The sequence below is a fragment of the Rathayibacter sp. VKM Ac-2835 genome (genome assembly GCF_013266705.1).
Classification (GTDB): Bacteria; Actinomycetota; Actinomycetes; order Actinomycetales; family Microbacteriaceae; genus Rathayibacter.
Map to the genome: position 1 here is coordinate 979,231 of NZ_JABSNQ010000001.1, position 23,419 is coordinate 1,002,649.

Consider the following 23,419-nt stretch of genomic DNA (forward strand, 5'->3'; position numbering starts at 1 on the left):
GACCATCGATAGCGGAGTCCAGTGGTGTGACATGGCGCGATCGTCGTCGCGACCACCGACACGCTGAGGTCAGCTTCGCTGCGACTTTCGCTCGATCGTTCCACGGACACCGTCCGGCAACATGGCGTAGAAGCGGTCGGCTTGAGCAGGCTTCGCGACCAACTCCTCCGTCACGTCATTGAGGGCGGCGAAGAGGAGTTCAACCACCCCGCTGTCGATCTGACCAAGGTAAAGAGCCACGAAGTCATCAAGCTCGTCATCCACGTGAAGAGACTTGTTCCCGACGTGACGCAAAGCACCGAGCAGTCGCGCTGTGGACGTGCTCAGGTCTGGCGTGACGTGAGCGATCAGGTCGTCCAGTCGCCCGACGAATTCCGGGCGGATCGATTGGAGGAGCCTCTCGAGGGCCGCGCGGGCGAGGGCGGCTGCTGCGCGGCGTGAGATGCCAGCCACGGCCCGGGCTTCGTCGTACAGTTCCGCAGCTTCGGACGCCATTTCAGCATGAGCCGGCGGCAGCGTGGACGGCGCTGGCCAGATCAAAGCATTTCCCCGCCACACACTCGACTTCTTACAGGCGTAGCACTCGCTCATCATCCAATCCGGGGCCGCGATTCGACCGTTGCCGGTGTTTCGTGATGGCTCATCATGGGCCGGAGTGGAGTTCACGTAGAGATTGGCCCACGTTTGACCGGCGAAGGCATTGCAGCGAGGGCACACAAAGGATGGTGCTCCCCGACGAGGGGTGGCGGTGTATGGCCTGGGGGCGTCCGTCATCGGAGCATCTTCTGCGGATCGATCACAGTTGGATGCTAGAGGTCGCGCCTCGTCCTACACGAACGGGCGAGGCCGGTGCCGGGTACGTCACTCCCACGCCGTCGCTTCGGCGACGGGAGAGTCCCAGAGGTAGGACTGGTAGTCGTCAGCGGTGACCGTGTCGACCTGCTCGAGGTATCCGGTCGACGTGTCCGGAGTCCAGGACGAGACGACGAGGACGGCGAGTCTTTCGTGGGAGGGGTCCGCGTAGATGGCTTCGGCGATCGTGTTCGCGACGGTCACTAGGGCATCGCCTACGAGTGGTTCGCTGCAGACGCGTGCGACAGCTTCGAGCTGACCCGGTTCGTCCACCGACGCAATGACCTGCATCCCCGGATTCAGGACGACGGTCGCCGGGAGCGAGGCCGAGCTCGCTGCGGACACGATGGAGTCGCCACCCTCGGCGTGGGTGATTGGCGTGGGCTTGTAGTCGAGGCATCCCTGCGGGGGCCCGACAGCGGGAGCTGCGGGTGCTGCTGTCGGTACTGGCGTCGACGTCTTTGTAGGGGCTTCGGTTTGCGTCGGCGTGCTCGAGGAGGTCGGTGGCTCGCTCGTCGCTTCGAGTCCTTGCGGTTCTGCCTGCACTGCGCACCCGGCTAGGCCCAGTGTGGTGAGGGTCAGGGCGCTGAGGGTCGCAGTGAGCCACTTGTTCCGCAGAGTCATGTTGTCCGTTTCGCGTGCTGTGAGTGTCGGCTCGGTCAGACTACGGATATGCCGCGTTTGCCCTCGACCCTGACCGAGAATCAGGTGGCGATCCTTCAGTGGATCGCGGACGGCGCGCCCGCGGACCGATACCCGAGCGGCTTCGCTCATCGGATCACTGCGCGTGCTCTGGCATCCCGCGGTTACGTGTCGATTGAAGGTCGCGGCGATGGTTGGCGCGCCACGATCACCGCAGATGGCATTAAGCGACTCGAAGACATCCCGACTCCGACGTCACCGCCGGCCAGTCCGGAGGGCGATGCGCTATACGCCCGTGTGCTGGCGGCTGACGGCTTGCTCGAGCTCGAGCCTGGTGCCGACGAGGCGTCGCGCGCCCGTGTCGTGAGCGAGTACAACGACAGCCCGACACGACTGCCGGGCAGCAAGCTCGTCTTCCATGAGACGTCCTGGTTCAGCGCGATCGCGAGCATCGAGATCGTCGGCGTCTTCGACGAGGTAGTGCCGCACGCCTACGTCGCCGTCTCGGATGATCTACGAGTTACCCACCCGCTCGCAAGAGCGTTCCTTCGGTCCAACTACGACAACTTGGTTACTCCCGCTCACGCTCACCGGGCGGCCCGAATTCTGCAAGCGCTGATCAGGGAAGCGCTGCGCCGCGGATGGGAGGTGCTCGAACACGGCGAGGCGGAAGAGTGGAGGACCTCTAGTACCCGAGTCACCTACGCGTCCTTCGATATCAAGACGGCTGAGGCGCGCTACGCGGTGCTCGTACGCGAGATGTCCGCCGCCGGGGGTGAGCAAGTACCGTTCGCCCAGCGGCATCGAGGACCGGCTTGGCGCATCGGACGCTCGACGGAGTTCATCTCGACGGGACGCCTGGAAGTGCGCCTTTTCGGCTGGCTACTAGACCGCGACGGGACACCCTTCCGTGAGTCGAAGCGCCCGCTCAAGCCGATCGGTCTCGCGCTGGACGAGTTGATGCGCACGATCGTCATGACCGACATGCAGCTTGTCGAGCGCCGGAGGCGAGAGGAAAGGGAGCGCGCCCGCAGGAGAGCCCGCTGGGAATCGGTGCGTGCGGAAGCGGTTGAACGCTTCCGCGAGGCCAAACATCGCGAAGCGCTCGTCGAGCAGTCCGAGAAATGGACGCGCGCGCAGCAACTCCGCGCATATGCGGCAGCCGGCGAGCTCGCCCTGCCTGACGACGCCCGGGACGCTCTGCGGGAGTGGTTCAAGTCGGCCGCGCGCCAGGCGGACGCCATCGATCCGCTCCGCAGCCTCAGCCGCATAGTGCCTACGTTCAAAGAGCCGACGCCGGAAGATCTGCGACCGTTCATGCGAGGACTCAGCCCGCACCCGCCGTCCGACTAGGACGGACACGGGTCAGGGATCGCATGCAGCTAGCCTCGTTGGGTGAAGCTCGAGCGGTTGGTCTACGCTGCCCTGCCCTGGTACGGCACCTTCATGATCTTCCTGTCGTGGATGATGCTCGCGAGGGCCATCCTGAAGCTTCACCCGTCGGACGGCTACATTGCCGGCTTCATCTTCGTTCTCGGATTATTCCTGGCGAACGCTAGGACGATTGACCCGCCTGAGAAGCTCGGGTTCGCTTCCAAAAAGTAGGTGAAGTCGTCGCCGCGCCCGCGGGTCGTACTGCACCCCTGCCACTCGTTGCCTACTCTCCCCGCTTCCACTTCTGCACGGTGTTGGTGGAGATCTCGGCGGCGGCTGCGAGTTCGCGGATGGATGCGCCTTCGTTGAGGAGGTCGCGGACGACGTCGCGCAGCTCCATTTGTGCGCTGTCGACTGCGCGTTGGGCAGCTCCCAGACGTGTTGCTTGGTCTTCGGTGAGCGTCTGCTTGGCGCGGGGCATGCTGCAACGGTACTGTCGTTACGTGGCGTCGAGTGCCACCTTTACCGGCATACGGTTGCGCGCGCATCGACCACCGGTACCACGAACCGGTCGTAGCTAAGCCCTCGGCAGACGAGCCTTCGAGACCTAGACTGACTCGCATGCGTGCGGCGGAAGATGTGAGGCAGCCAGTGACGATGCGGGACCTTCCGACGATCGAGGCTGATGGCAAGACGGTTCTCACGGACAGCGCGGCCGCGACCCTGGTCGCGCGGCTCATGGTCCGGGAGAGTGAACTGCTCGAGCGCCTCGCCGCCGAGTGACCATCTACTTGACCACGCAGCAGGTTGTGGCGATCAACGAGAAGGTCAAGGGCGACCAAGCCCGCTGCGACGACTGGGCCGGCGTTGACGCCGCGGTCGGCCGTGCATCTGCGACGTTCGCCGGCGCCGAGCTGCTGCCCACGATCTGGCTCAAGGCCGCGACGCTGCTCCACGGCCTCGCAAGCACGCAGTACTTTGCCGACGGAAATAAGCGCACGGCCGTTATCGCTGCGACCTTACTCCTCGAGATTAACGGTGCGCCGTTGAAGCTGATGGAGACGATCGTTAAGGAGGTCGTGGTCCTCGGCGCGGCGGTAGGCGTCCTTACCGTCGACCAGATTGCGGAGTGGCTCGAGGTTCATGCCGTCGCTCCGGACAGCAAGCTCTACATAGATCCCGACCTCACCACCATGGTCGGCGGCACTATCCATCTCGCCGAATTTACTGCGGGCGCCGATAGATTGCGTAATGTCCATGCCACGGATGTTCGATTCCTGGGCCCGCAGCTTATAACTTTCATCGGTGATAATGAAATCATCAGCCCGATGTGGGAATATGGCTCCCAACTGGAATCGATGCTTTACGAAAGGCCTCCCGGCACGTCGATCGTCGGAGTAGTGATTATCGAGAGCAGTTTTTTCGAGCGGTGCCTATTTTCTGACATCGGCGTTGCGGGGACCGCAGACTTGCTAGCGCTATTACGCAACCCGTCGAGAGACCTCGGACCGATCGGCTTTAATATCGAGTGATGAAGGCCTCACTAGTCCTGATCCGAGGCGAACATCTGACGGGTCGTAGGAGTGCGTCGGTCCGTTGAGCCACACGATTGGCGCAACCTTCTGGGGCGGGTGCTCAAAGGAGTGCCCGCCCCACCCGTCCTAACTGTCGTACAGGGCGAGCGCCTGCGACTGCTTCCGTGCGATGTCCTTCGCGAACTCCTTCGGGTCGAAGCTGTTGAAGGTGTTGCCGTTTCCGAGCGAGACGACGGGTGCGACGGTCTTGCTGTTGTCGACCGTGGAGACCGTCGAGTAGTTTGACGGCATCGGCGCGAGGCTGCGCGGGTTGAATGCCTCGGCTCCGTAGCGTCGGTCAAAGGCTCCTAGACGCTCGCCTGCCTCTTCCCAAATCGCGAGGTTTCGTGCCTCCTGGCCGGGGCGGCCGGAGATGTACGCTTCCCAGCGGGTCTCCGGCTCAGCGAACTTGTGGATCGATCCGGTCCGGCCGGCGTAGATGCCCGGTGCGAATCCTCCGTTGGCGAAGGCGAGCGCGTTGGATGCCGCGGCTACCCCTCCGATCGCGTAGTCGAAGATGTTGCCGTTGGCTGAGCCGACCGACGAGCGCGAGTCCGAGAACGCGGCACCGTTGGGCGAGTCGACGACGGTGGTGATCGAGATCGTCCGGTTGCGGGTGAGGTAGTCGAGTCGTGCTGCGACTGCCGCGTCGCCGGTGAGGCCGACTGCGGTGGTGATGTTGTCCGGGATCAATCCCAGATCGTCCGCGTAGTCCTCCGCAGCTTGCCCGGTGATCCCGAACTGCCCGAGCTGACGGATCAGCTCCTCGCGGCCCCGCTGAAGGGCTGCGCGAGCCTCCTCCTCGCTGCCGGTGCGCAGACCAGTTGCCGCCGCGACTTCCTTCGACGACTGGGCCAGCGCGTCGAGGCTGGCCTGATTGGAACGGCCCTGCTCCGTGGTGACGTCGAGCGTCGTGCCGTTCTTCTCCACCGATGCCGACAGTTCATCGATCGACGCCTCGAACTCACGGGTCGCGGCGTTCACGTCGAGCTGAGCGGACCCGAAGCCACGGATGGTCTCAGCGAGAGCATCAATGTCGGTCTCGGCCGACTGCGCCTTCCCCGACAGCTCCTCGAGCTTCGCTGCGTTCTCCTCGGTGACGGCCGCGCTATCCTCCGACGCCACGGTGGCGCCCTGCAGCGCCTCGGCGTAGCCGGGAAGCAGCTCGTCCATCAGCTTCTGCGTCGGAATGCCCTGCGCCTCCGCAGCGTCAGCGATGGCCCGGAACTGGGTCGCAGCCTCGTCTGCTGCGCCACCTTCGACGAGGGCCTTGAGGACGTCGTCGATCTTCTCGAACTGCTTGCGGGTCGTCTCGATCGAGTCACCGATGATGGGCCCGCCGAGCGCCTGATTGATCCCCGAAGCCCATCGGTTGATCGGGTCGAGGTTCTCGTCCCACTCGTTCCCGAGGAGCCGCTTGATGGCGCTGTCGAGGTCGTCCACCGGGCCGACGCCGTCGAGGTCGCTGAAGATCTTGTCGATCCCGTCGAGCTCCTTCATGGCACGCGCGGTCTGCTCGAGCGAGGGGCCTGCACGGTTGCCGCTGTTGGCGATTGCGTCGAGCACGACCGCGACGGTGGTCAGGCCGGCGACAAGTCCAAGCCCCTTAGCCGCGCTGGTGGCAAACTTCGCAGTCTTCGGCATCTCTTCGTTCAAAGTGGCGAAGCTGCGGCGCATCTCGCCCACACGGGTCGCACCGACGAGGAGCGTGCCACCGAGGAGCGAGAACCCGCCGATGGTTCCTGTCAGAGCGACGCCGGCCGAGAGCAGCGGGGCGGGAATCTCCCCGATGCCGTCCGCGACGTCCGTGGCGCGCTGGACCATCTCGCGCAGCACCTCGTTCGCCCCGGAACCGGCCTTGATCAGCCCGGTATCGATCGCGCCGCCGAGGTACTCGAGGTCACCGCTCAAGTTGTCCAAGTTGGTAGCGGCCGTGATCGCGGCGTAGCCCGCGTCGTTGACCTTTGTCGACCACTCGGTGATGCCGTCCGCGCCGTTCTCGTAGAGGACATTGGCCGCGCGCACGGCATCGTTGCCGAAGATTGTCGCCAGGGCGGCATTGCGCTGCTCGTCGGTCAGCCCGCCGAGCTTGGACTCGAGCTGGCCGGCGATCTCCGAGAAAGAGAGCATGTTGCCGGAGCTGTCGTAGATGGAGAGCCCGTAGTCCTCCATGATCCCGCGGGCCTTGTCGGACGGGTTCTGCAGCGCGAGGATCGCGGTCTTCAGCGACGTGCCCGCGTCGGAGCCGACGAGGCCCGCCGCAGCGAAAGCCGCGAGTGTTCCCGTCGTCTCCTCGATCGAGAAGCCCGCCTGAGATGCTACGAGGCCGCCCTGATTGAGAGCGTTCGACAGGTCCTCAACGGAGCCCTGCGCCTTGCCAGCGCCGGCCGCGAGGAGGTCGGCGATGTGCGGGACCTCGGAACCCTTGAGGCCGAACTGTGTCATCGCGGTCGCGGCGATCTCTGCAGCATCCGCGACGTCGAGAGAGCCGGCCGATGCGAGGGCAAGCGCACCGTTCAGCCCGCCGCCGAGGATGTCTTTGGTAGAGACGCCCGCTTTCGCTAGCTCGTTGATCGCGCCCGCGGCTTCCGTAGCTGAGTACACAGTGTCGGCGCCGGCCGACAGCGCTGCCTCTCGCAGCAGATCCATGTTCGCGCTTGACTCGTGCGTGGACGCGGCCACGCCCGACATCGCCTTGTCGAACTCCGCGAACTTGGACACCGCCAGCCCTACAGCCGCGATTGTGACGACGCCGACACCGACAGCGGCGGTCCCGAGCTGGTTCATCGCCTCTTTCTGCTCAGCGAGCTTGTCGACGCCGTCCTTCGCGGTCTCCCGCATTTTGCGCTGCATCTTTTCGAGGCCCTGGATGTACTGGGACGCCTGCAGAATCGCAGTGACCTTTACCTGCCTGTCAGCCATTTCGTTTCCTTTCATCTAACGAAAGAGCCCCACCGGAAGACCCGGCAGGGCTCTGCTTGCTTCGTGCTGTTCAGTTGGTCCGTGAGTGCGGCTCTAGCCGAAGCCCGCGGATGCGTTCAGCAGCTCGTGCCAGTCGGCACTCGTTAGCACCGCACGACTGCTGACTCGCCTTCATCAGGGCGGTCTTTCCACAGAAGCGGCACTGACGAGCTAGCCGCGTCGGCCGCGCTCGTGGCTCATGCCCAGGAGGAAAGCGGCTTAGAGAGGCCGTGCGCGCCAGCCGAGAGCGTTCCGCTGGCGGCACCCCTTCCCATCGGGCCCGACCACCTGATGAGGCGATGGCGTGACGTGCGGCACGATCGAGCTCAACCCGCGGGCGTCTGCAACTCGGCCCGCACCAGGACGGCCGGCGTCCGACCGGCTGAGGCCGAGCGAACGGACCTCCGCAGCGCGAGCACAGCAGCGTCTCGATCATCGTCATTTCCTCCTGTCGGCTCGATCGCGGACCCGAGAAAACGGGGTTGGTGCGAACGCAGAATGTGGATTGCTATCCGGCGGTTTTCCTGAGAACCGAGAAGGGGGTCCCCCCACCCCGTTCTCGGCGCCTCGGGAGAGGGGGTGGCGGATCGCCACCCCCTTTCGAGGCGTTACTCGGCCGGGATGTCGTTGCCGGCGTGGTCGATCTCGACGGCGTGGCCTGCCGCGACGAGGTGTCGGAGAGCAGTGGCAGCGAGCTTGTGACTCGTGAGTACGGCGCCGGCCGTGTGTCCGCCGCTGTCCTTGGTCAGTCGCACTCTCACCTCAGGTTCGAGCGGCTGGTCTCGCCGGTCGTGACGGGCCAGGCTGTCGACGTCGGTCGCGAAGTCCTCACCTTTGATGAGCGGGTCGACGAGCGCCTTGATGTAGCTCGCAGCTCCTCGAATCGAGCTGATGGTGTTGCCGCCGTAGCTGATCTCGGCGTCACCCTGACCGTCGCCGCCTCGTAGCGTGATGGGTGCACCGTCGATCTCGAGGCCTTCGCGCGGAACGCCGAGCTTGCGCAGGCGGTTGGCCCATCCACGCACGGCCGTGTTGCGGGCGTCGAAGGCGATGAGAACTTTGTCGATCGCGGTGTTCAGCCCGGTGATCGAGGCAGCTGCCTGCTCGGTGCTGAGCGTCGGGTCGGCGAGCATCTCGTCGAGGGCGGTGCGGATGTCCGCTTCGGGGCCTCGTGCGTTGTCCTCCTGCTCGAGGGTTCGGCGCGCTGCGTTGAGGCGGGCTGCGACAAGTGCGCGGTCCGCGTCGAACTCGGCGAGTGAGGCGCCGCTGACGTTGCCGGCGAGCGCGGACTTCTCGAGGTTGATGCGCTGCCGGTCGAGCTGCTGGAGCTGGTGGGCCAGGTCGTCGTGCACGGTCTGGGCGGGGGTGGTGATCGTAAGCATGTGTGCCTCCTGGGCTAGTGGTTGAAGATTCGGGCGACCATCGCGTCGATGTCGGTCTCGGCCGGGGTGGCCTTCTCGGTGGTGTCGACGGCCCGCTGGTTCTCGGTCATCGATGCGGCGATGGTTTCCCACTGCTCCTGCGCGAGCTCCAGGGCCGGCTGTCGCGCTCCGGTCGCGCCGACCTTCGCGATGAACAGCCCCGCCTGCTCGATCTCGTCGGCGAAAACGGTCAGCGAGTCGGACGGCGGCAGGTCGGCGTGGGAGAGGATCTGCAGGTCGGCCGCGGTGACGGGGCTACCGTTCGCTGCCGACTCGAGGAGGAACCTGACCGGGTGGTTCTTCGGCAGGTAGCGGTTGGAAGTGCTCACTCTGTCTCCTCCTTGGAGTTGATGGTGGTTGTCGGATAGGGGGCCGGCGGCACGAGGGCCCGGAACGCGGTGAGGAAGCTGCCGTAGTTGATGAGTGCGGTCGCGACCTGGAAGGCGTTCGGGTGGGTGAGCGAGTAGCCAGCGAACGTGCCAGCCACGGTCGTGGCGACGGCGGTGAGGTAGTCCCCGCTCGTGTCGCTGAAGATGCGCCGGACCTCACGCCCGACCTTCGCGTTCGAGTTCCCGCCGGGCGTGATCAGCAAGTCGAACAGGTGGGTTGCGTCCTTCTGAAACTGCTCCGCGGGCATCGTCGCGATCGTGCCGTCCGAGCCCTCCCAGAAGATCGTCTTGTCGTTGTCGTCGGTCATGGTGTGTCCTTCTTTCGTCATCGACCTAGATCGCGGAGTGAGCGCGACCCGGGTTTGCCTTTTGGTATCTCGAGAGGATGTCCTCTCGCTTCTTCGCTTTGCTGCGCCACACTTCGACCTCCGCACGAAGATCGCGATTCTCCTTCTCGAGAATCGCAAGTCGAGTCGCGGTCAAATCTGGAGTGGTCATCTAGTTTTCCTTTCGTTGCAGTGGAATTGCGCCCAAGAATTCGTCGTCACAAGTCGGGCACGTGTCTATGCCCTCACCCTCAGTCGCAGGGTGGATTGGGAACTGGCAGATACGACACTCGGTCCAAGTCGTCGAGTCAGCACCGAGCAGCGCACGCCACTCCGACACGCAGTAAGCGCAGACGCCGAGGCCATCCGTTCGCTGCTTGTGAGCCGGACACGTAGGAGCTGCCCGCTGAGACTCGAGGTTCAACAGCCACCGATACGACCGACCCGGCTCCCTCGTAGGCCAGCCGAGTACGTCGCCCATCACGCGGTCCTCGGCACGAGGTGAACGCGGTTGCCTTCGCGGCGAACGGTCTTGGGCTCTTCGAAGATCTCGCCAGTACGAGAGTCGGTCCTGTCCTCGACGTCATCTCGCGTTTCTTCCGCGAAGGTGACTTGCTTAGGTCCTGGCCCGTCCCGTCCCGTCCCGGGGTCACGCACGATGTCACGCGTGACAGGGGTGATCTTGCCCAGTGGGCAGTGATCGGTGAGGCAGAGCGAGTGGTCGCCCTCCTTGTGTGCGCGGGACCTTCGCTTTCTCACCTTGTCCGCCTCCGCCTTGTTGCGCACTGACGGAGGCGGGATGTGCTCGTCGATCTCGAGGATGCGCACGGCGGTCGAGCTCGACTCGATCAGCCCCGCCTTCTGCAGTTGCAGGAGGGCCCGAACGGGATCGGAGTTGTCGGAGCAGCGTCGAGCGTCGACCGGCTTGAGCACGCCCGTAACGTTCCCGGCCCGGGAGCACAACTGAATCATCGCGAGATAGTGCCACCGATCCTCGAAAGACAATTCGGCAAGATCGCTGCGGTCGGTCCAGTTGTCGCTTAGTTTCGTCCAAGTCATTAGGCCCCCTTTCCCTAGGGGATAAGAGACGGGCCGATCACGTTCCACAGTCGTGATCGGCCCGCCTAGTCTGTTAGTGCCGTGTGAGCACTGCCGCTGCTTGAGTTAGCGCCGCGGCGATTAGTAGTAGCTGTTCGGGTCCGTCGATATCGATCACTTCGCAGTGAGCGGCGACATTCCACAGGGCCGGCGCTACTTGCCCGATCTCGATTCGGCCGTCCTCGTCGCGCTCGTCGAGCTGGAAGAACAGCACCTGCACCGGGAGCCCCTCGGAGTGCAGCGGCCCTGAGGTGTGGCTGCACTCCGAGTAGGTGTCCTTGTCATGCTTCTCCGTGCACCAGGACGGGCACGGGGTCCGCAGCGGCGAGAAGTCGTCGATCACGGGTCCTCGCCTTCGCCTGTCGCCTCTTCCCAGAGGCGCCGCGGGACGTCGGTGATGGCCTTCAGGAGGTACGCCTGCTCCTCGTCCGTCAGCGGCAAGAACGTCTTGTGCTCATAGTGCGGCCGCAGTGCTTCTTGGAACTCGGGATCGAGCACCCAGTCCATGAGTGGTGTGAACACGTTCTTGCGCATCCCTTCGAGGAGCGTCGCCGACGCCTCGTCGGGGCTCTCTGCGTGAGCGCGAGCCGACTCCCTGTCGGCTCGCACCAACGCCGTGATGATTTCCGACGCTGGCACGCGGTTGGACATGGCAGAGATGACCAACCCCGCGACGCCATCGAAGACCGCGAAGAACGCCTTCTTGATGTCGGCGGTGATCTTCTCCGCCTCCTCCTTGCTCGTCATCCGCTCCGGCTCGCGTCGAGTCCGCGTGTAGGTCTTCCCGTCCGGGCCGATCGTCGAGGTGGGAACCCGGTTCCCACCTGCAGAGATGTCCTTCCGAACCTGCCGGTCGGACACGTTTACGACGGAGGCGATGGCGCGAGAGGAGAGCCCGCCCTCGGCCAGCGCCTGGCTGACCTCGCGTCGGGTCTCGGCGCTCAGCCTCGAGAGCGTGCTCCCGAACTTGTCGGCGATGTACGCGCCCGGGCTGGGATAGCCAAGCGCAAGGTGCGCCTTTCGCTCGATCGCTTCGAGGATGTAGGCGAGCGCTGCCTCCCAGTTTTCGGCGACGGTGACGAGGCGCAGGTCGATCTTGCGCGTGATCTGCGCCGCCTCCGCCTCGGTCATGTCGACGGTGGCCTCGGCCACCTCGATGTCGCTCAGCATGGGACCTCCATCGGGTCCGCGAGCCAGTCGTCATCAGTGGCCCGCTCGGCCCGCAACGCTTGGTCCAACAGGGCCACGCTCACAGCGCGTGCCTCGTCGGGCGTGAGGGCGAGGGCGAAGCGCGCGGTCCAGAGCGTGACCTCCTGCGCGCCGGTCGTGCCGGCGCGGGTCGAGGCTCGGATCGTCTCGCCGCTCGAGGACGTCACGGTCGTGGTCATCGGGTCGCCTCCACGATGGCCTCGGTGTACGCACGGCTGAGGCGGAACAGCATCACGATGGTGACCCGGTTCAGCACGCCGTACTCGGCGAATGCGATCGACAGCGGCGCCACGTTCGCGATGCGTGCGGCCTGGCGAATGGTCAGTCCAGCGCGCCTCCGCAGCAACAACAATGCTCGGGCCGTCTCCTCGGGCCGCGCGACCAGGGCGCCGGGACTCGTGCCCATCGTCGTCCGCCAGTGGGCAGTGACGACGGCGCGGCTTCGAACGGGGCGCGACGAACGGATCTCGTGACGCCGGATAGCCCTCCTCCAGAAGGCCAACAACGTCGCGAGGTGCACGGGCATGTGGAAGTGGAAGTTCGGGTGGTGTACCTTCGGAAATGACATGGCTAGTTGTCCTTCTTGAGAGTTGGGCTGGACTGGTCGCCCTCACCCGCGGTGGCTGCCGCTTGGGTGGGGGCCTTCTGCTTGTTAGCGAGGACGATGCGTGTGCCGCGCCCGCTGTTCGTGTGTTGCTTCGTGCAGTGGTCTGCAATGAATCGCAGGACCGCCACCGCTTCGGTGGGTGCGAGGGTCTCCGGCCGAATGGAGACCCGGTGCTCATCGAGCCAGACGTGATCTCGATCGGGGCAAAGTCGCCAGTCGTCGAAGTCCGGCAACAAGGCGGTCTCGATGTTGGTCTTCGCGGTGGTGTAGGTGGGGTCGGAGATCGGCAGGACGTCTCGAGCGCGGATCGCGCTGACGATCTCGTGAATGTGAGCGGCTACCTCTGAGTTGAGGACGTACCGCTTTGGGGGTCGCCGGAGTTCCCATCGGGCTGCTTCGAGAGGAGCAGTTGAGCGCGCCTGCGGTGAGGCGGACGCCCAGTTCGAGGGGCTGCCGGACCGTGCGGTCAGGACGCTTCCGCGGTGCTCGCTAGCTCGGAGTCGCGGAGCCAAGACTTCACGTGGGCCCGCTTGTAGCGGACGTGGCGCCCAAGGTGCGTGATCTTCGGGCCGGTGCCTTCGGTCGCCCAGCGCGCCAGCGTCTGAACGGCCACTCCGGTGTAGGCGGCGAGCTCCGGTCGCCTCAGGTACTCAGGCAGTTCGTCAACCGGAAGGCGACGAAGCGCCTGCAGGTCGGTAGTAGCGGGGATGGTCACAAGCGCTCCTAGGTTGAATCAGCAGGACTCCCGTCTCGCCTCGGCGGATTCCGCTTAGCATCGGGGTTGGTCACCACATTAGCCGAGTTGCGTCGGCTGTCAAGTGGATTCCGCCTAATTCCCCCGCTACGCTCTCACCATGACGTCCGAGCCGAAGACGAGCCCCTACCCACTGCCCTTCGACAGCTGGTCCGAGCGGGTCACGAAGCGGATTGCCCGAACCGTGAACCACCACCGGAAAGCGCAAGGCTGGACGACGCCTGCGTTCGCGGCTCTGTGCTCGCAGTACGCTCGCGACCCTGACTACCTGCGACCGAGCACGCTCTCGAACCTCTTCGCCGGCAAGCGAAAAACCATCACGATCACGGAGGTCTTGATCTTCGCGCAGGCGCTGCATATCTCTCCGGTCGCCCTGATCGCCGCGATTGGGGTTGAAGACGACAGCGTCGAAATGTGGAGCGAACAACAGGTCAGTTCTGCTCAAGCATTCGACTACCTCGTCTGGCCCCTTGACTCGCACAGAGCGTTTGACGACGATTTCCCGCTTCAGTCGCGCGTTGTTGAACTCGCACGTCACTTCAACCTGTGGCGAGAAGTTGCTGGGCTCCTTCCCCAAGTCGGCGCCCGTCTCCGCGAACTAGAGCCGACCAGCACGCCCGAGGCGACCGCTCTAGTCGACTCTGTTCGCTCACCAATCCGAATGCTGAAGCAGAGTCGCCTGCAGCTCTGGCAGTACGAGTTGAGTCCAACTGACCTAGAAGACGAATACAAGTGGATCGATGAGTTCGATGACGTCTACGATATTTCGGAGATCAACCTAAGAGCGTTGCTTATCTTCACAAGCGAACAGCAAGACCGCGCCGAAGACCGCGCCCGTGGCGCGTCCTAGGACTCCTCCCGGCTCCTGGGGAGCGCTTTCTGTCAAGAAGGTCGAGGACGGCCGCTGGCGCGCAAGGACGCGGTATCGGCACGAGGATGGCCGGCTGAGACAGGTAGAGCGTTACGCCACGTCAGAGGCGAAGGCCGCCACCGCACTACGGAAGGCTCTCGGAGAGCTAAAGAGTGAAACGTCGGGCTCGATGGACGCCGGCATGAAGCTATCCTCCCTCGCGCAACGGTTCCTCGAGGTGAAGCGGTTGGAGGGCGTAGCGCAGCGGACGACAGACACGTACTCATGGGCCGTCGCGACCGTCATCGCACCGACCGCCGGCAACGATCGAGGCGTCGGCGAGCTGACCATCCGGGAGGCCACGCCAGAGCGCCTCGACCGCTTTCTGGGAGGCGTCGTGACCTCTCGCGGGAACGGAGCCGCGAAGACGACGAAATCGGTGCTGTCGGGCATGATGACCCTTGCCGTCCGCAACGGCGCCGCCAGGACGAACCCGGTGCGCGACGTCGGCAAGATCACTCGTGCCAACGAGGGCGCCGTGCAAATCCCGCTCGATGCGATGGCTCTACTGCTCGAGCGCGTCCGCGCCGACAAAGAGCTCGGCGTCCGTGATCTCCGTGACCTGATCGAGTTTCTCGCTGGAACGGGTGTACGCATCAGCGAGGCGCTCGGCCTGCAATGGGCCAGTGTGGACCTCGACGCGGGCACGATCGCGATCGTCTCCAATGTCGTGCGGATCAAGGGACAGGGCATCGTCAGGCAGTCGCACACTAAGACCGAGGCGGGCCGCCGCGTCATAGTGGTGCCGCAGTTCGTCATCACCATGCTGCGCCGACGCCAGAGCATGGCGATGCGCAACGAGTTCGACGCGGTGTTCCCGTCGATGCTGCTCAAGCTGCGGGACCCGTCGAACACGCTGAAGGACTGGCGCGAGCACCGCGACCGCCTCGGCGCACCCGGCACGTCGTTTCACTCGTTCCGCAAGTACGTCGCGACGGCGCTAGACGAGGCCGGGCTGTCCGCTCGCGAGATCGCCGATTACCTTGGCCACAGCCGGCCGTCGATGACCCAGGACGTCTACATGGGCCGGAAGGCGACCGGGACGAGGGCGGCGTCAGCGCTCGACCGGACCATCGAGTAGCCCCGCATCTACCCCGCGGAAACCCTGGCAATCGCCGCGATATGGTGACACCTCCCGAGTCGACCGTGTGCCGCCATTGCAGGTCACAGAGAGCTGCCAGTACCTAGCGGAATGACCTTCCGACCACTCCGCGGGTCGTCGGTTCGAGCCCGACGGGGCCCACTTCTCCCGCTGCCTCTCCTGCACGACCGTCGCGATCACACGTCGGCGGAGGGGCGGAGCCGCAGCACTCGACGCCCGTTCGCGGATGCCGCGCTACTCGTGGCAGAGGGACCAGGCGGCGTCGGGGTACTCGCGCTCCTCGCCGTCCTCGAACGAGACGAGGCGCCAGACGCCGTCGTGGTGCTCGAGGAGACGGCCGCGGACGATCTCGGACTGCCAGCCGTCCACCGTGCGGAACCAGCGGACCAGGCGGACGGTGGTGCTCTGGTGGGGCTGGAGGCGGTGGGTCATCGGATGTGTCCTGTCGAGGCGGGGTGGTGGGGTGCGTCTCGTGGTGCTGACCGGTCGGTGGGTGGATCTCGATACGCCGCCGGAGGCGGCTACTCGACCAGCATGAAATGGTCGCGAGAGCATCGGCTGGGCGGCCGACGGCTCGTGAAGCGCCGCCGGAGGCGGCTCCTCAGGCCGCGGGGCGGGGCGACCGGCGGAAGGGGACACCGCCGGCCGCCCCTGCGGGTCAGCGCGTGGGGTCGACGCGCCAGTGGCAGACCATCGTGGTGGTCGAGCGGTAGGAGTAGGTGACCGCGTCGACCCTCGGCACCTCGCGCTCGTAGTCCGGGTAGAGCTCGGAGGCGGAGTCGACGCCGGGCGGGAGGCACGAGCCGAGGGAGACGTACCGGGTGAGCCGGGTCGGCGCCGTGTAGTCGTCACCGGTGACCGTGTCGTCGGCGGGCACGAAGGCGGGGATGCCGGTGAAGACGCAGACGAGCGTCAGCGACGTCCCGGACCGGACGAAGCGGTAGTCCTTCGTCTGGAGGCTGTAGCCGGGCGCGGCCGGCAGCAGGGCGCCGTAGTAGCAGGAGCCGTTCGACGAGATGTCGGTCGAGGCGTAGTCGTCGAGGTTGGCCCCGGCGTTGTGATCGGCGAGAGCGGGGGTGGCGGCGGCGCCCACGAGGGCGACGGAGGCGGCGAGGGCGAGCAGGGTGGAGCGGAAGGACGGCATGACGGTCTCCTCATCGAGACGGCGTCGGCGCTGAGCGTCGGCAGGGAGCGGTCGCTCGTCGTGCGAGCGGACGGCGGGCCCGGCTCATGAGACGAGGTCGTCCCCGTGCTCGGCCCCGCGGGCGTCCGGCGGACCGGATGACCCGAACTCTAGACCGCTGCGCGCGCGCTGTCTGCCCCCTGCGAGGTCACGCAGGCGCTCCTGCCACGGCCGTCAGACCAGGCGACCGGCGCGCAGCCTGCGGGACCGGCGGCGCAGCGTGCGATCGCTCGGGCCGAAGCTGTCGGATTCGAGAAGGATCCTCAGCGCGAGCGAGACCTGGCGGGCGAGGCGCGGATCGATCCCCTCGGGGATGCGCACCGCGTCGATGAGATCGAGAGCCGTCTGCGTGGTCCGGGAGATCGCCATGCCCGCGACCCTAGGGACAGTGCCCGGTGCGGCACGGCCCCGGCACGGGGGCGCACGACGGCAGCAATGCTCAGCCGTCGTGCGCCTCCGGTGCAGGTGGTGCGGGAGGCTACTTGCTGCCGTCGCCGCGGCCGGTGGCGGACTGCAGGCGATCGATGTGCTCGGACGCCTCCGCCTTCGTGATGTCGGCCGGGAGGGTCTCCCCCGCCTCGCGGGCGAGGGTGTCGAGGTAGCTGCGCTGCGGGCCGGTCATCGGCTCGTCGCCGGTGACCCAGTCGGACGGGTCCTTGCTGGCGCTGGTGTCGCTGCCGTCATCGGCACGGGCGCCGAGGACGTCGCCCTCGGTCTTGACGTCGGGATCGGTGGTGTTGGGGATGTCGTCGCTCATGCTGCGACCGTACGCCCGACCACCGACACCGGCGAGGGCTTGCGGAGCGGGCCCGAGCGACCCGTTCCGATCGCGCGCATGATGCGGCGGGCGTCCCGCGTCAGGAGCCGAGGAGAGCGTGGGCGACGGTGAAGATCACCAGGCCGGCCAGCGAGCCGACGACGGTGCCGTTGATCCGGATGAACTGCAGGTCCTTGCCGACCTGCAGCTCGAGCTTCTCAGAGGTCTCCTGCGGGTCCCAGCGGCCGATCGTCTCGCCGATGATGCTGGCGATGTCGCCCCGGTAGCGGTCGACGAGGTTCGCCGCGACGGTGCCGATCCAGGTGTCGACGGTCGAGGCGAGCGCCTGATCGGTCGAGAGCCGGCGGCCGAGGTCGACGACGATCGACTCGATGCTCGCGCGCAGCGGGCTCTCGGAGTCGTCCATCGCGCCGAGCAGCGACGACTTCGTCGACTCCCAGGCGTCCCCGGCCAGCTCGCGCACCCGGGGGCTGTCGAAGGCGCGGTTCTTGATCTCCTCGACGCGCATGATCAGATCGGGGTCGCTGCCGAGGTCCTTCGCGAGCGTCGCGAGGTAGCCGTCCACCGCGATCCGGAACGGGTGGCCCTGGTCGTCGAGGATCGTCTCGACGAGGACGAGCGCCTCGCGGTAGAGCCGCTCGTCGACGGCCCGGCTGACCGCGGAGGGCAGCCAGCTGGGGAGCCGGCCGCTGACCATCCTCGTGAAGCTCTCGGGATTCGCGATCAGCCAGACCTCGGCCTGCTCGACCAGCGTGTCGACGAGCCGGCGGTGGTGCCCCGCCTCGACGACGCTGCCGACGAGCGAGCCCAGCGGCGGGCCCCACTGCGGGTCGAGCAGGTGGCGCCGGGCGAGCGCCTCGATCACGCGCTGCACGTCGGAGTCGTCGAGCAGCGCGATGGCCGCGCGCACGGCCGCCGCGCTCTCGCCTCCGACGCGGTGGGCGTTCTCGGGCTCCGCGAGCCAGAGCCCGGCCCGGCGCGCGATGCCGAAGGAGTCGAGCTTCTCGCGGACGATCGCTCCGCGGAGGAAGTTCTCCTCGACGAACTGCGCGAGGCTCGCGCCGATCTCGTCCTTCTTCGTCGGGATGATCGCGGTGTGCGGGATCGGCAGCCCCAGCGGCCGCCGGAACAGCGCCGTCACCGCGAACCAGTCGGCGAGCGCGCCGACCATCCCGCCCTCGCTCGCCGCGCGGACCCACTGCAGCCAGGGGTAGCGGTCCTGGAGCGCGAACGACACGGCGAACACGATCGCCATCAGCACCAGCAGCCCGGTGGCGAGCCGCTTCATCGCGACGAGGGCGGCGCGCTTGGCGTCGTCGTCGCGCCCCGCGGAGGTGCTGACGACGGTCGTGCTGCTCGACGTCATGACGAGGCGGGGAAGCCCTCGTGGCGGATGCCCCAGGCGACGCTCCACTCCTCGCCCGGCTCGAGCCAGCGCAGGCCCTGACCGGAGTTGAGCGCCTCGGCGGGCGCGGTCATCGGCTCGACCGCGATGGCGGTCTTGACGTCGTCGCCGTCGGGGAAGATCCGGGTGATGAAGACCTGGATGAAGTTGTGCGAGGCGTCGGCCCAGAGCAGCACGCGGCGGCCGTCGGCGGCACGGAGTCCGTGGACGCTCTCGCCGTCGACGATCGTGACATCGGCCCAGGCGTCGTCGAGCTCGAGCTCGCCGATCCGGCGGCCGCGGCGGAGGTCCCACTCGGTGCCGTCGACCGGGCTCTGACCGGTGGGGTTGAGCCGCTCGTCGACCTCGATGTGCACGGCCGCGTCGACCGTGATCTCGAGCTCGTCCGTCGGGACGTCGCCGATGGCGAGGAAGGGGTGCGTGCCGATCGCGACGGGCGCCTCGTCCGCTCCGACGTTGACGACGCGGTGCACGACCTTCAGGCCGTCGGCCTGCAGCTCGTAGCGGACCGTGGTCTCGAGGTGGAACGGGTAGCCGCTCTGCGGGACGACGGGCGCGGCGAGCTCGACGAAGGACGGGCCCTGCTCGACGACGCGGTAGGAGGCGCTGCGCAGCAGGCCGTGGATCGCGTTGTGGTACTTGGGCTCGGTGATGTCGAGCTGCTGGGTGCGGCCGGCGTGGTGCCAGCGGCCGTCCTTGACCCGGTTGGGCCACGGCATCAGGACGATGCCCGAGCCGAACGGCGGAACCACGGTCTCGGGGTATCCGGCGGTGATCTCGACGCCGTCGACGGAGAGGTGGCGCAGCCCTGCGGCCACCTCCGTGACGACGGCGTGCAGGGTGCGGCCCTCGGCGGTGAGGTCGAGGGCGAACTGGCGCCCGGTTGCGGGGGCGGGAGTGAAGTCGGCCATTCCTGAATCCTACGGACCGGCACCGTCGCCGGCGTGCGGACCGGGCTGCTCCGTGCCGCAGGGGGTGACGGGCAGACCGGCCGCCTCGAGCCGCTCGACGACGGCGTCGCCCGCGGCGGCGCCCGTGAGCAGGCGGTCGAACTCCTCGGTGCCGGCGACCCGGCCCAGATCGACGACGCCGAGCTTGCTCGAGTCCGCGACGACGACGCGGCGGGCGGCGGCGTGCAGCATGCGGCGCTTGAGCGTGGCCTCGGGGAGGTTCACATTGGTCACACCGGCCTCGGGATGCACCCCCGTGCAGCCGATGAAGACGACGTCGGCGCGGAGCCGCTCGAGCACCTCGGAGGCCAGCGGCTCGACGAGGGAGTGCTGCAGCGGGCGCAGCGTGCCGCCGGTGACGACGACCGTGAAGCGCGGGATGGCGGGCTCGAGCGCGAGGGCGATGCTGAGGCCGTTGGTGATGACGGTGACGTCGCGGAGGTCGTCCCGCGCCACGAGCGCGTGGGCGATCGCGAGCGTCGTGGTGCCGACGTCGAGGATCACGCTCTCGCCGGAGGCGACCGAGGCGGCGGCCTCGCGGCCGATCGCGGCCTTCTCGTCGGAGGCGGCGGCGAGGCCCTCCTCGAACGAGCGCTCCCCCGAGCGCTCGCCGGTCGGCACGGCTCCCCCGCGGACGCGCTGGACGGTCCCCTCGCCGGCGAGCCGGTCGAGGTCCGAGCGGACGGTGACGACGGAGACGCCGAGGCGGTCGGAGAGGTCGGCGACGGAGACGAAGCCGAGCTTCTCAGCCAGCAGCCGCATCTCGAGGCGGCGCTCGAGCGCCGAGCGGCCCTCCTGCTCCCCGTCCGTCCTCATCGCCCCATCGTGTCCCGCGCGCGAGCGACTTGTCAAAGAGAAACCGGGCTTTCCTTTCCGAAGGCCGCGGTCTATCGTGGTCGACGCCATGAATGAAGCGATCCCCCTCTCCGCCGGCGTCGTCAAGCGCCCGCACGTCCTCGCCGACGGCCGCGACCTCATCTACTTCGATGACGCGGACACGTCCCTCCCTCCCGAGCGCTCGGCGGATGCCCGCGAGCTCGACCCCCGCCCCGCGACCGCGCGCATGCGCCAGGACGTCCTCACCGGCGAGTGGGTGTCGATCGCCGCCTCCCGGCAGAACCGCGTCTTCCTGCCGCCGGCCGAGCTCGACCCGCTGGCTCCGGCCTCGCCCACGAACCCGTCGGAGGTGCCGAGCGTCTACGACGTCGCCGTCTTCGAGAACCGGTCGCCGTCGTTCGGTCCGCTGCTCGAGGACGAGGACGCGCCCGAGTCCCTCGAGGACCTCCGCACGCTCGGCCTCGGCCGGACGCTGACGAGCGTCGGCCGCTGCGAGGTCGTCTGCTTCAGCCCCGAGCACGAGGGCTCGTTCGCGACGCTCTCCGCCTCGCGGGCCCGCACGGTCGTGGAGGCGTGGGCCGACCGCGTCGCCGCGCTGTCGACGCTGCCCGGCGTGCAGCAGGTCTTCCCGTTCGAGAACCGCGGGGAGGCGATCGGCGTCACGCTGCACCACCCGCACGGGCAGATCTACTCCTACCCGTACGTCACCCCGCGCACGACGCGGCTCCTCGCCTCGCTCGACGCCTACGGCCCCGGGATGTTCGCGGACGTCCTCGCCTTCGAGCAGGCCGGCGAGCGCGTGCTCGTCCGCGGCGAGCACTGGACCGCGTTCGTGCCCTTCGCCGCGCGCTGGCCCATCGAGGTGCACGTGCTGCCGCACCGCCACGTCGCCGACATCAGCGAGACGACGCCCGAAGAGCGCGACGAGCTCGCCGTGGTCTATCAGCGTCTCCTCCGCGGTATCGACGCGCTCTACGACTCCCCCACCCCCTACATCTCGGCCTGGCACCAGGCTCCCGTGCACGAGCGGCGCGACGAGGTGCGGCTCATGCTGCAGATCACCTCCCCGCGGCGTGCGGCGACGAAGCTCAAGTACCTGGCCGGCAGCGAGGCGGCGATGGGCGCCTGGATCGGCGACATCGCTCCCGAGACGAGCGCCGCCGCCCTGCGCGAGGCGATCGAGCGCGCCGACGCCGCCACCCTGGCCGCCGAGACGGCCGCGAACCCCGACGCGTCGCTCCCCGCCGCCGACACCACCCCCGAGGAGAACCGATGACCACCTCCGCCTCCCTCGACGCCGTCGCCGAGCGCGCCGCTCAGGACTTCGAGCGCGCCTACGGCCACCCGGCCGCCGGCGTCTGGGCCGGGCCCGGCCGGGTCAACCTGATCGGCGAGCACACCGACTACAACGACGGCTTCGTCTTCCCGTTCGCCATCGACCGCGCCACGGCGATGGCGGTCTCGCCGCGCGAGGACCGGGTCGTCCGGATCTCGAGCGCCTTCTCGCCCGAGCACGTCGAGATCTCGCTGGACGACCTCGGGCCGGACGCGCTCGACGGCTGGTCGGCCTACCCGCTCGGCGTCGTCTGGGCGCTCACCGAGTACGGCGTCGACCTCGGCGCGCGCTCGGGCTTCGACGCGTTCGTCGACTCCGACGTGCCGGTCGGCGCCGGTCTCTCCAGCTCGGCCGCGCTGATGTGCGCGATGGCCGTGGCACTGAACGAGCTCTGGGAGCTCGGGCTCGACCGCGCGACACTCGCCCGCGTGGGCCGTCGCGCCGAGAACGTGGCCGTCGGCGCCCCGACCGGGATCATGGACGAGTCCGCCTCGCTGTTCGGCGAGCGCGACGCGGCGGTCTTCCTGGACTGCCGGAGCCTGGACACCGAGGTCGTGCCCCTCGGCTTCGAGGAGGCCGGGCTGGTGCTCCTCGTCATCGACACCCGGGTCGAGCACGCGCACGCCACCGGTGGCTACGCCGAGCGCCGTGCGTCCTGCGAGCTCGGTGCGTCGACGCTGGGCGTGGAGTCGCTGCGAGAGCTCTCGGTCGACGATCTGCCGCGCGCCGAGGAGCTCCTCGACGATGTGACCTACCGCCGGGTCAAGCACGTGGTGACGGAGGACGCCCGCGTGCTCACCACCGTCCGCACCCTCCGCGAGCAGGGGCCGCGCGCGATCGGCGAGCTCCTCGACGCCGGGCACGTCTCGCTCCGCGACGACTTCGAGATCTCGATCCCCGAGCTCGACACCGCGGTCGAGGCCTCCCGGGCCGCCGGCGCGATCGGCGCGCGGATGACGGGCGGCGGCTTCGGCGGCTCGGCCATCGCGCTCACCCCGGTCGAGAAGGAGGAGGAGGTCCGCGCGGCGGTCCTCGCCGCCTTCGCCGAGAAGGGCTTCCGCACGCCCGAGCTGTTCCTCGTGACGGCGGCCGACGGCGCGGGTCGCGTGCGCTGACGACGGATCTCGAGACGCCCGCGTTGCGGGCTGCTCGATCAGCATGGGTGGCCCGCTGCGCGGGCTACTCGGTCGGCGTGCCTGCCGGTGGGACGACCGGGCGCAGCGCGCCGCCGGTGACGCGGACGAGTTCCGCAGCGCTCGTCGGGTAGACGGTGTGGGCGTGGCCGGCGGCCGCCCAGACGGTGTCGTACTCGGCCAGGGCGGAGTCGACCACGGTGGGCAGCGGGATCGGATGACCGACCGGGGCGACGCCGCCGATGGTCTGGCCCGTCGCGGCCTTGACGACTGACGCCGAGGCGCGGGTGATCGTCCCGCCGAGCTCGGCGCCCAGCCAGTCAGTGTCGACGCGGTGGCCACCGCTGGTGAGGACCAGCAGCGGCGACCCGTCGAGGAGGAACACCAGGGAGTTCGCGATCTGGCCGACCTCGATGCCGAGGGCGGCCGCGGCGAGCGCCGCCGTCGACGCCGCCTCGTCGAGCCAGCGGACCGGCGGCCGCACCCCGTGCGCCTCGAGATCGGCCAGGACGCGGTCGACCGCGGGGTGGCTGCGCTCGCTCATGCGAACGACCGTAGCCGACCCCGCGGCCGGTGGA

General features: G+C 67.7%; 29 protein-coding genes. 8 read left to right on the plus strand and 21 right to left on the minus strand.

Going from position 1 to position 23,419, the window contains the following annotated elements; all coding sequences use genetic code 11:
* Positions 1-69: 69 nt before the first annotated feature.
* Together HRK28_RS04555 and HRK28_RS04560 are read right to left on the minus strand one after the other, a co-directional pair.
* Complete coding sequence (locus HRK28_RS04555) at positions 70-666, minus strand: DUF4145 domain-containing protein (RefSeq protein ID WP_173250543.1); 597 nt, start codon at positions 664-666, stop codon at positions 70-72.
* 195 nt (positions 667-861) lie between these two features.
* Entirely contained in the window at positions 862-1,056 is a 195-nt protein-coding gene (locus tag HRK28_RS04560) for a hypothetical protein (RefSeq protein WP_173250544.1), read from the minus strand.
* A gap of 468 nt (positions 1,057-1,524) precedes the next feature.
* On the opposite strand from HRK28_RS04560, the gene HRK28_RS04565 reads away from it, so the two are divergent.
* Both HRK28_RS04565 and HRK28_RS04570 read left to right on the plus strand, forming a co-directional pair.
* Positions 1,525-2,847 (plus strand): hypothetical protein, encoded by a 1,323-nt coding sequence (locus HRK28_RS04565; RefSeq protein ID WP_173250545.1) that lies wholly within the window; start codon positions 1,525-1,527, stop codon positions 2,845-2,847.
* A gap of 42 nt (positions 2,848-2,889) precedes the next feature.
* The gene (locus HRK28_RS04570) at positions 2,890-3,099 is read left to right on the plus strand and encodes a hypothetical protein (RefSeq protein WP_173250546.1); all 210 of its coding nucleotides are present in this window, start codon (positions 2,890-2,892) and stop codon (positions 3,097-3,099) included.
* A 52-nt stretch (positions 3,100-3,151) separates the two neighbouring features.
* Here HRK28_RS04570 and HRK28_RS04575 read toward each other — a convergent pair whose 3' ends face one another.
* Positions 3,152-3,349, minus strand: coding sequence for a hypothetical protein (locus HRK28_RS04575; RefSeq protein ID WP_173250547.1), 198 nt, complete (start codon positions 3,347-3,349; stop codon positions 3,152-3,154).
* 140 nt (positions 3,350-3,489) lie between these two features.
* On the opposite strand from HRK28_RS04575, the gene HRK28_RS04580 reads away from it, so the two are divergent.
* Together HRK28_RS04580 and HRK28_RS04585 are read left to right on the plus strand one after the other, a co-directional pair.
* Positions 3,490-3,651: a hypothetical protein gene (locus HRK28_RS04580; RefSeq protein ID WP_173250548.1), complete on the plus strand. Its 162-nt coding sequence runs from the start codon at positions 3,490-3,492 to the stop codon at positions 3,649-3,651.
* A gap of 8 nt (positions 3,652-3,659) precedes the next feature.
* Positions 3,660-4,400, plus strand: a complete 741-nt coding sequence (locus HRK28_RS04585) for a type II toxin-antitoxin system death-on-curing family toxin (protein WP_173250549.1) — start codon at positions 3,660-3,662, stop codon at positions 4,398-4,400.
* Between the two features lie 129 nt (positions 4,401-4,529).
* Here HRK28_RS04585 and HRK28_RS04590 read toward each other — a convergent pair whose 3' ends face one another.
* From HRK28_RS04590 to HRK28_RS04635, 10 genes are all read right to left on the minus strand, one after another.
* Positions 4,530-7,364: a phage tail tape measure protein gene (locus HRK28_RS04590; RefSeq protein ID WP_173250550.1), complete on the minus strand. Its 2,835-nt coding sequence runs from the start codon at positions 7,362-7,364 to the stop codon at positions 4,530-4,532.
* 647 nt (positions 7,365-8,011) lie between these two features.
* A complete protein-coding gene (locus tag HRK28_RS04595; RefSeq protein ID WP_173250551.1) occupies positions 8,012-8,785 on the minus strand; it encodes a hypothetical protein in 774 nt (257 codons plus the stop codon).
* A 14-nt stretch (positions 8,786-8,799) separates the two neighbouring features.
* On the minus strand, positions 8,800-9,153 hold the full coding sequence (locus HRK28_RS04600; RefSeq protein WP_173250552.1) for a hypothetical protein: 354 nt from the start codon (positions 9,151-9,153) through the stop codon (positions 8,800-8,802).
* Entirely contained in the window at positions 9,150-9,521 is a 372-nt protein-coding gene (locus tag HRK28_RS04605) for a hypothetical protein (protein ID WP_173250553.1), read from the minus strand. Before HRK28_RS04605 ends, HRK28_RS04600 begins: the two co-directional genes overlap by 4 nt.
* 498 nt (positions 9,522-10,019) lie before the next feature.
* On the minus strand, positions 10,020-10,598 hold the full coding sequence (locus HRK28_RS04610; RefSeq protein WP_173250554.1) for a hypothetical protein: 579 nt from the start codon (positions 10,596-10,598) through the stop codon (positions 10,020-10,022).
* A gap of 73 nt (positions 10,599-10,671) precedes the next feature.
* A complete protein-coding gene (locus HRK28_RS04615; RefSeq protein ID WP_173250555.1) occupies positions 10,672-10,980 on the minus strand; it encodes a hypothetical protein in 309 nt (102 codons plus the stop codon).
* Entirely contained in the window at positions 10,977-11,807 is an 831-nt protein-coding gene (locus tag HRK28_RS04620) for a hypothetical protein (RefSeq protein WP_173250556.1), read from the minus strand. Before HRK28_RS04620 ends, HRK28_RS04615 begins: the two co-directional genes overlap by 4 nt.
* Positions 11,801-12,025 carry a hypothetical protein gene (locus HRK28_RS04625; protein ID WP_173250557.1) on the minus strand — a complete coding sequence of 75 codons (225 nt, stop codon included), beginning with the start codon at positions 12,023-12,025 and terminating at the stop codon, positions 11,801-11,803. The genes HRK28_RS04620 and HRK28_RS04625 overlap by 7 nt, the downstream gene beginning before the upstream one ends.
* Positions 12,022-12,414, minus strand: a complete 393-nt coding sequence (locus tag HRK28_RS04630) for a hypothetical protein (RefSeq protein ID WP_173250558.1) — start codon at positions 12,412-12,414, stop codon at positions 12,022-12,024. The genes HRK28_RS04625 and HRK28_RS04630 overlap by 4 nt, the downstream gene beginning before the upstream one ends.
* Before the next feature lie 505 nt (positions 12,415-12,919).
* Entirely contained in the window at positions 12,920-13,168 is a 249-nt protein-coding gene (locus HRK28_RS04635) for a helix-turn-helix transcriptional regulator (protein WP_367948340.1), read from the minus strand.
* 139 nt (positions 13,169-13,307) lie between these two features.
* Here HRK28_RS04635 and HRK28_RS04640 point away from each other — a divergent pair, with 139 nt between their 5' ends.
* Both HRK28_RS04640 and xerC read left to right on the plus strand, forming a co-directional pair.
* Entirely contained in the window at positions 13,308-14,057 is a 750-nt protein-coding gene (locus HRK28_RS04640; RefSeq protein WP_173250559.1) for a hypothetical protein, read from the plus strand.
* 202 nt (positions 14,058-14,259) lie between these two features.
* Complete coding sequence (xerC, locus tag HRK28_RS04645) at positions 14,260-15,198, plus strand: tyrosine recombinase XerC (RefSeq protein WP_173250560.1); 939 nt, start codon at positions 14,260-14,262, stop codon at positions 15,196-15,198.
* 255 nt (positions 15,199-15,453) lie between these two features.
* Here the strand turns inward: xerC and HRK28_RS04650 are convergent, their stop codons facing one another.
* From HRK28_RS04650 to HRK28_RS04680, 7 genes are all read right to left on the minus strand, one after another.
* The gene (locus tag HRK28_RS04650; RefSeq protein ID WP_123735091.1) at positions 15,454-15,651 is read right to left on the minus strand and encodes a hypothetical protein; all 198 of its coding nucleotides are present in this window, start codon (positions 15,649-15,651) and stop codon (positions 15,454-15,456) included.
* Positions 15,652-15,877: 226 nt separating this feature from the next.
* Positions 15,878-16,363 carry a hypothetical protein gene (locus tag HRK28_RS04655; protein WP_173250561.1) on the minus strand — a complete coding sequence of 162 codons (486 nt, stop codon included), beginning with the start codon at positions 16,361-16,363 and terminating at the stop codon, positions 15,878-15,880.
* A 213-nt stretch (positions 16,364-16,576) separates the two neighbouring features.
* The gene (locus tag HRK28_RS04660) at positions 16,577-16,771 is read right to left on the minus strand and encodes a hypothetical protein (RefSeq protein WP_173250562.1); all 195 of its coding nucleotides are present in this window, start codon (positions 16,769-16,771) and stop codon (positions 16,577-16,579) included.
* A 109-nt stretch (positions 16,772-16,880) separates the two neighbouring features.
* The gene (locus HRK28_RS04665) at positions 16,881-17,159 is read right to left on the minus strand and encodes a DUF3072 domain-containing protein (protein WP_123445134.1); all 279 of its coding nucleotides are present in this window, start codon (positions 17,157-17,159) and stop codon (positions 16,881-16,883) included.
* Positions 17,160-17,259: 100 nt separating this feature from the next.
* The gene (locus tag HRK28_RS04670) at positions 17,260-18,546 is read right to left on the minus strand and encodes a DUF445 domain-containing protein (protein WP_173250563.1); all 1,287 of its coding nucleotides are present in this window, start codon (positions 18,544-18,546) and stop codon (positions 17,260-17,262) included.
* A complete protein-coding gene (locus HRK28_RS04675) occupies positions 18,543-19,496 on the minus strand; it encodes an aldose 1-epimerase family protein (protein WP_173250564.1) in 954 nt (317 codons plus the stop codon). Before HRK28_RS04675 ends, HRK28_RS04670 begins: the two co-directional genes overlap by 4 nt.
* Positions 19,497-19,505: 9 nt before the next feature.
* Positions 19,506-20,351 carry a DeoR/GlpR family DNA-binding transcription regulator gene (locus tag HRK28_RS04680; protein WP_173250565.1) on the minus strand — a complete coding sequence of 282 codons (846 nt, stop codon included), beginning with the start codon at positions 20,349-20,351 and terminating at the stop codon, positions 19,506-19,508.
* Positions 20,352-20,439: 88 nt separating this feature from the next.
* Here HRK28_RS04680 and galT point away from each other — a divergent pair, with 88 nt between their 5' ends.
* Both galT and galK read left to right on the plus strand, forming a co-directional pair.
* A complete protein-coding gene (gene galT / locus HRK28_RS04685; protein ID WP_173250566.1) occupies positions 20,440-21,648 on the plus strand; it encodes a galactose-1-phosphate uridylyltransferase in 1,209 nt (402 codons plus the stop codon).
* Positions 21,645-22,823, plus strand: a complete 1,179-nt coding sequence (gene galK / locus HRK28_RS04690; protein WP_160087744.1) for a galactokinase — start codon at positions 21,645-21,647, stop codon at positions 22,821-22,823. Before galT ends, galK begins: the two co-directional genes overlap by 4 nt.
* Before the next feature lie 64 nt (positions 22,824-22,887).
* On the opposite strand, the gene HRK28_RS04695 is transcribed toward galK, so the two are convergent.
* Entirely contained in the window at positions 22,888-23,385 is a 498-nt protein-coding gene (locus tag HRK28_RS04695) for a YbaK/EbsC family protein (protein WP_173250567.1), read from the minus strand.
* Positions 23,386-23,419 lie beyond the last annotated feature (34 nt).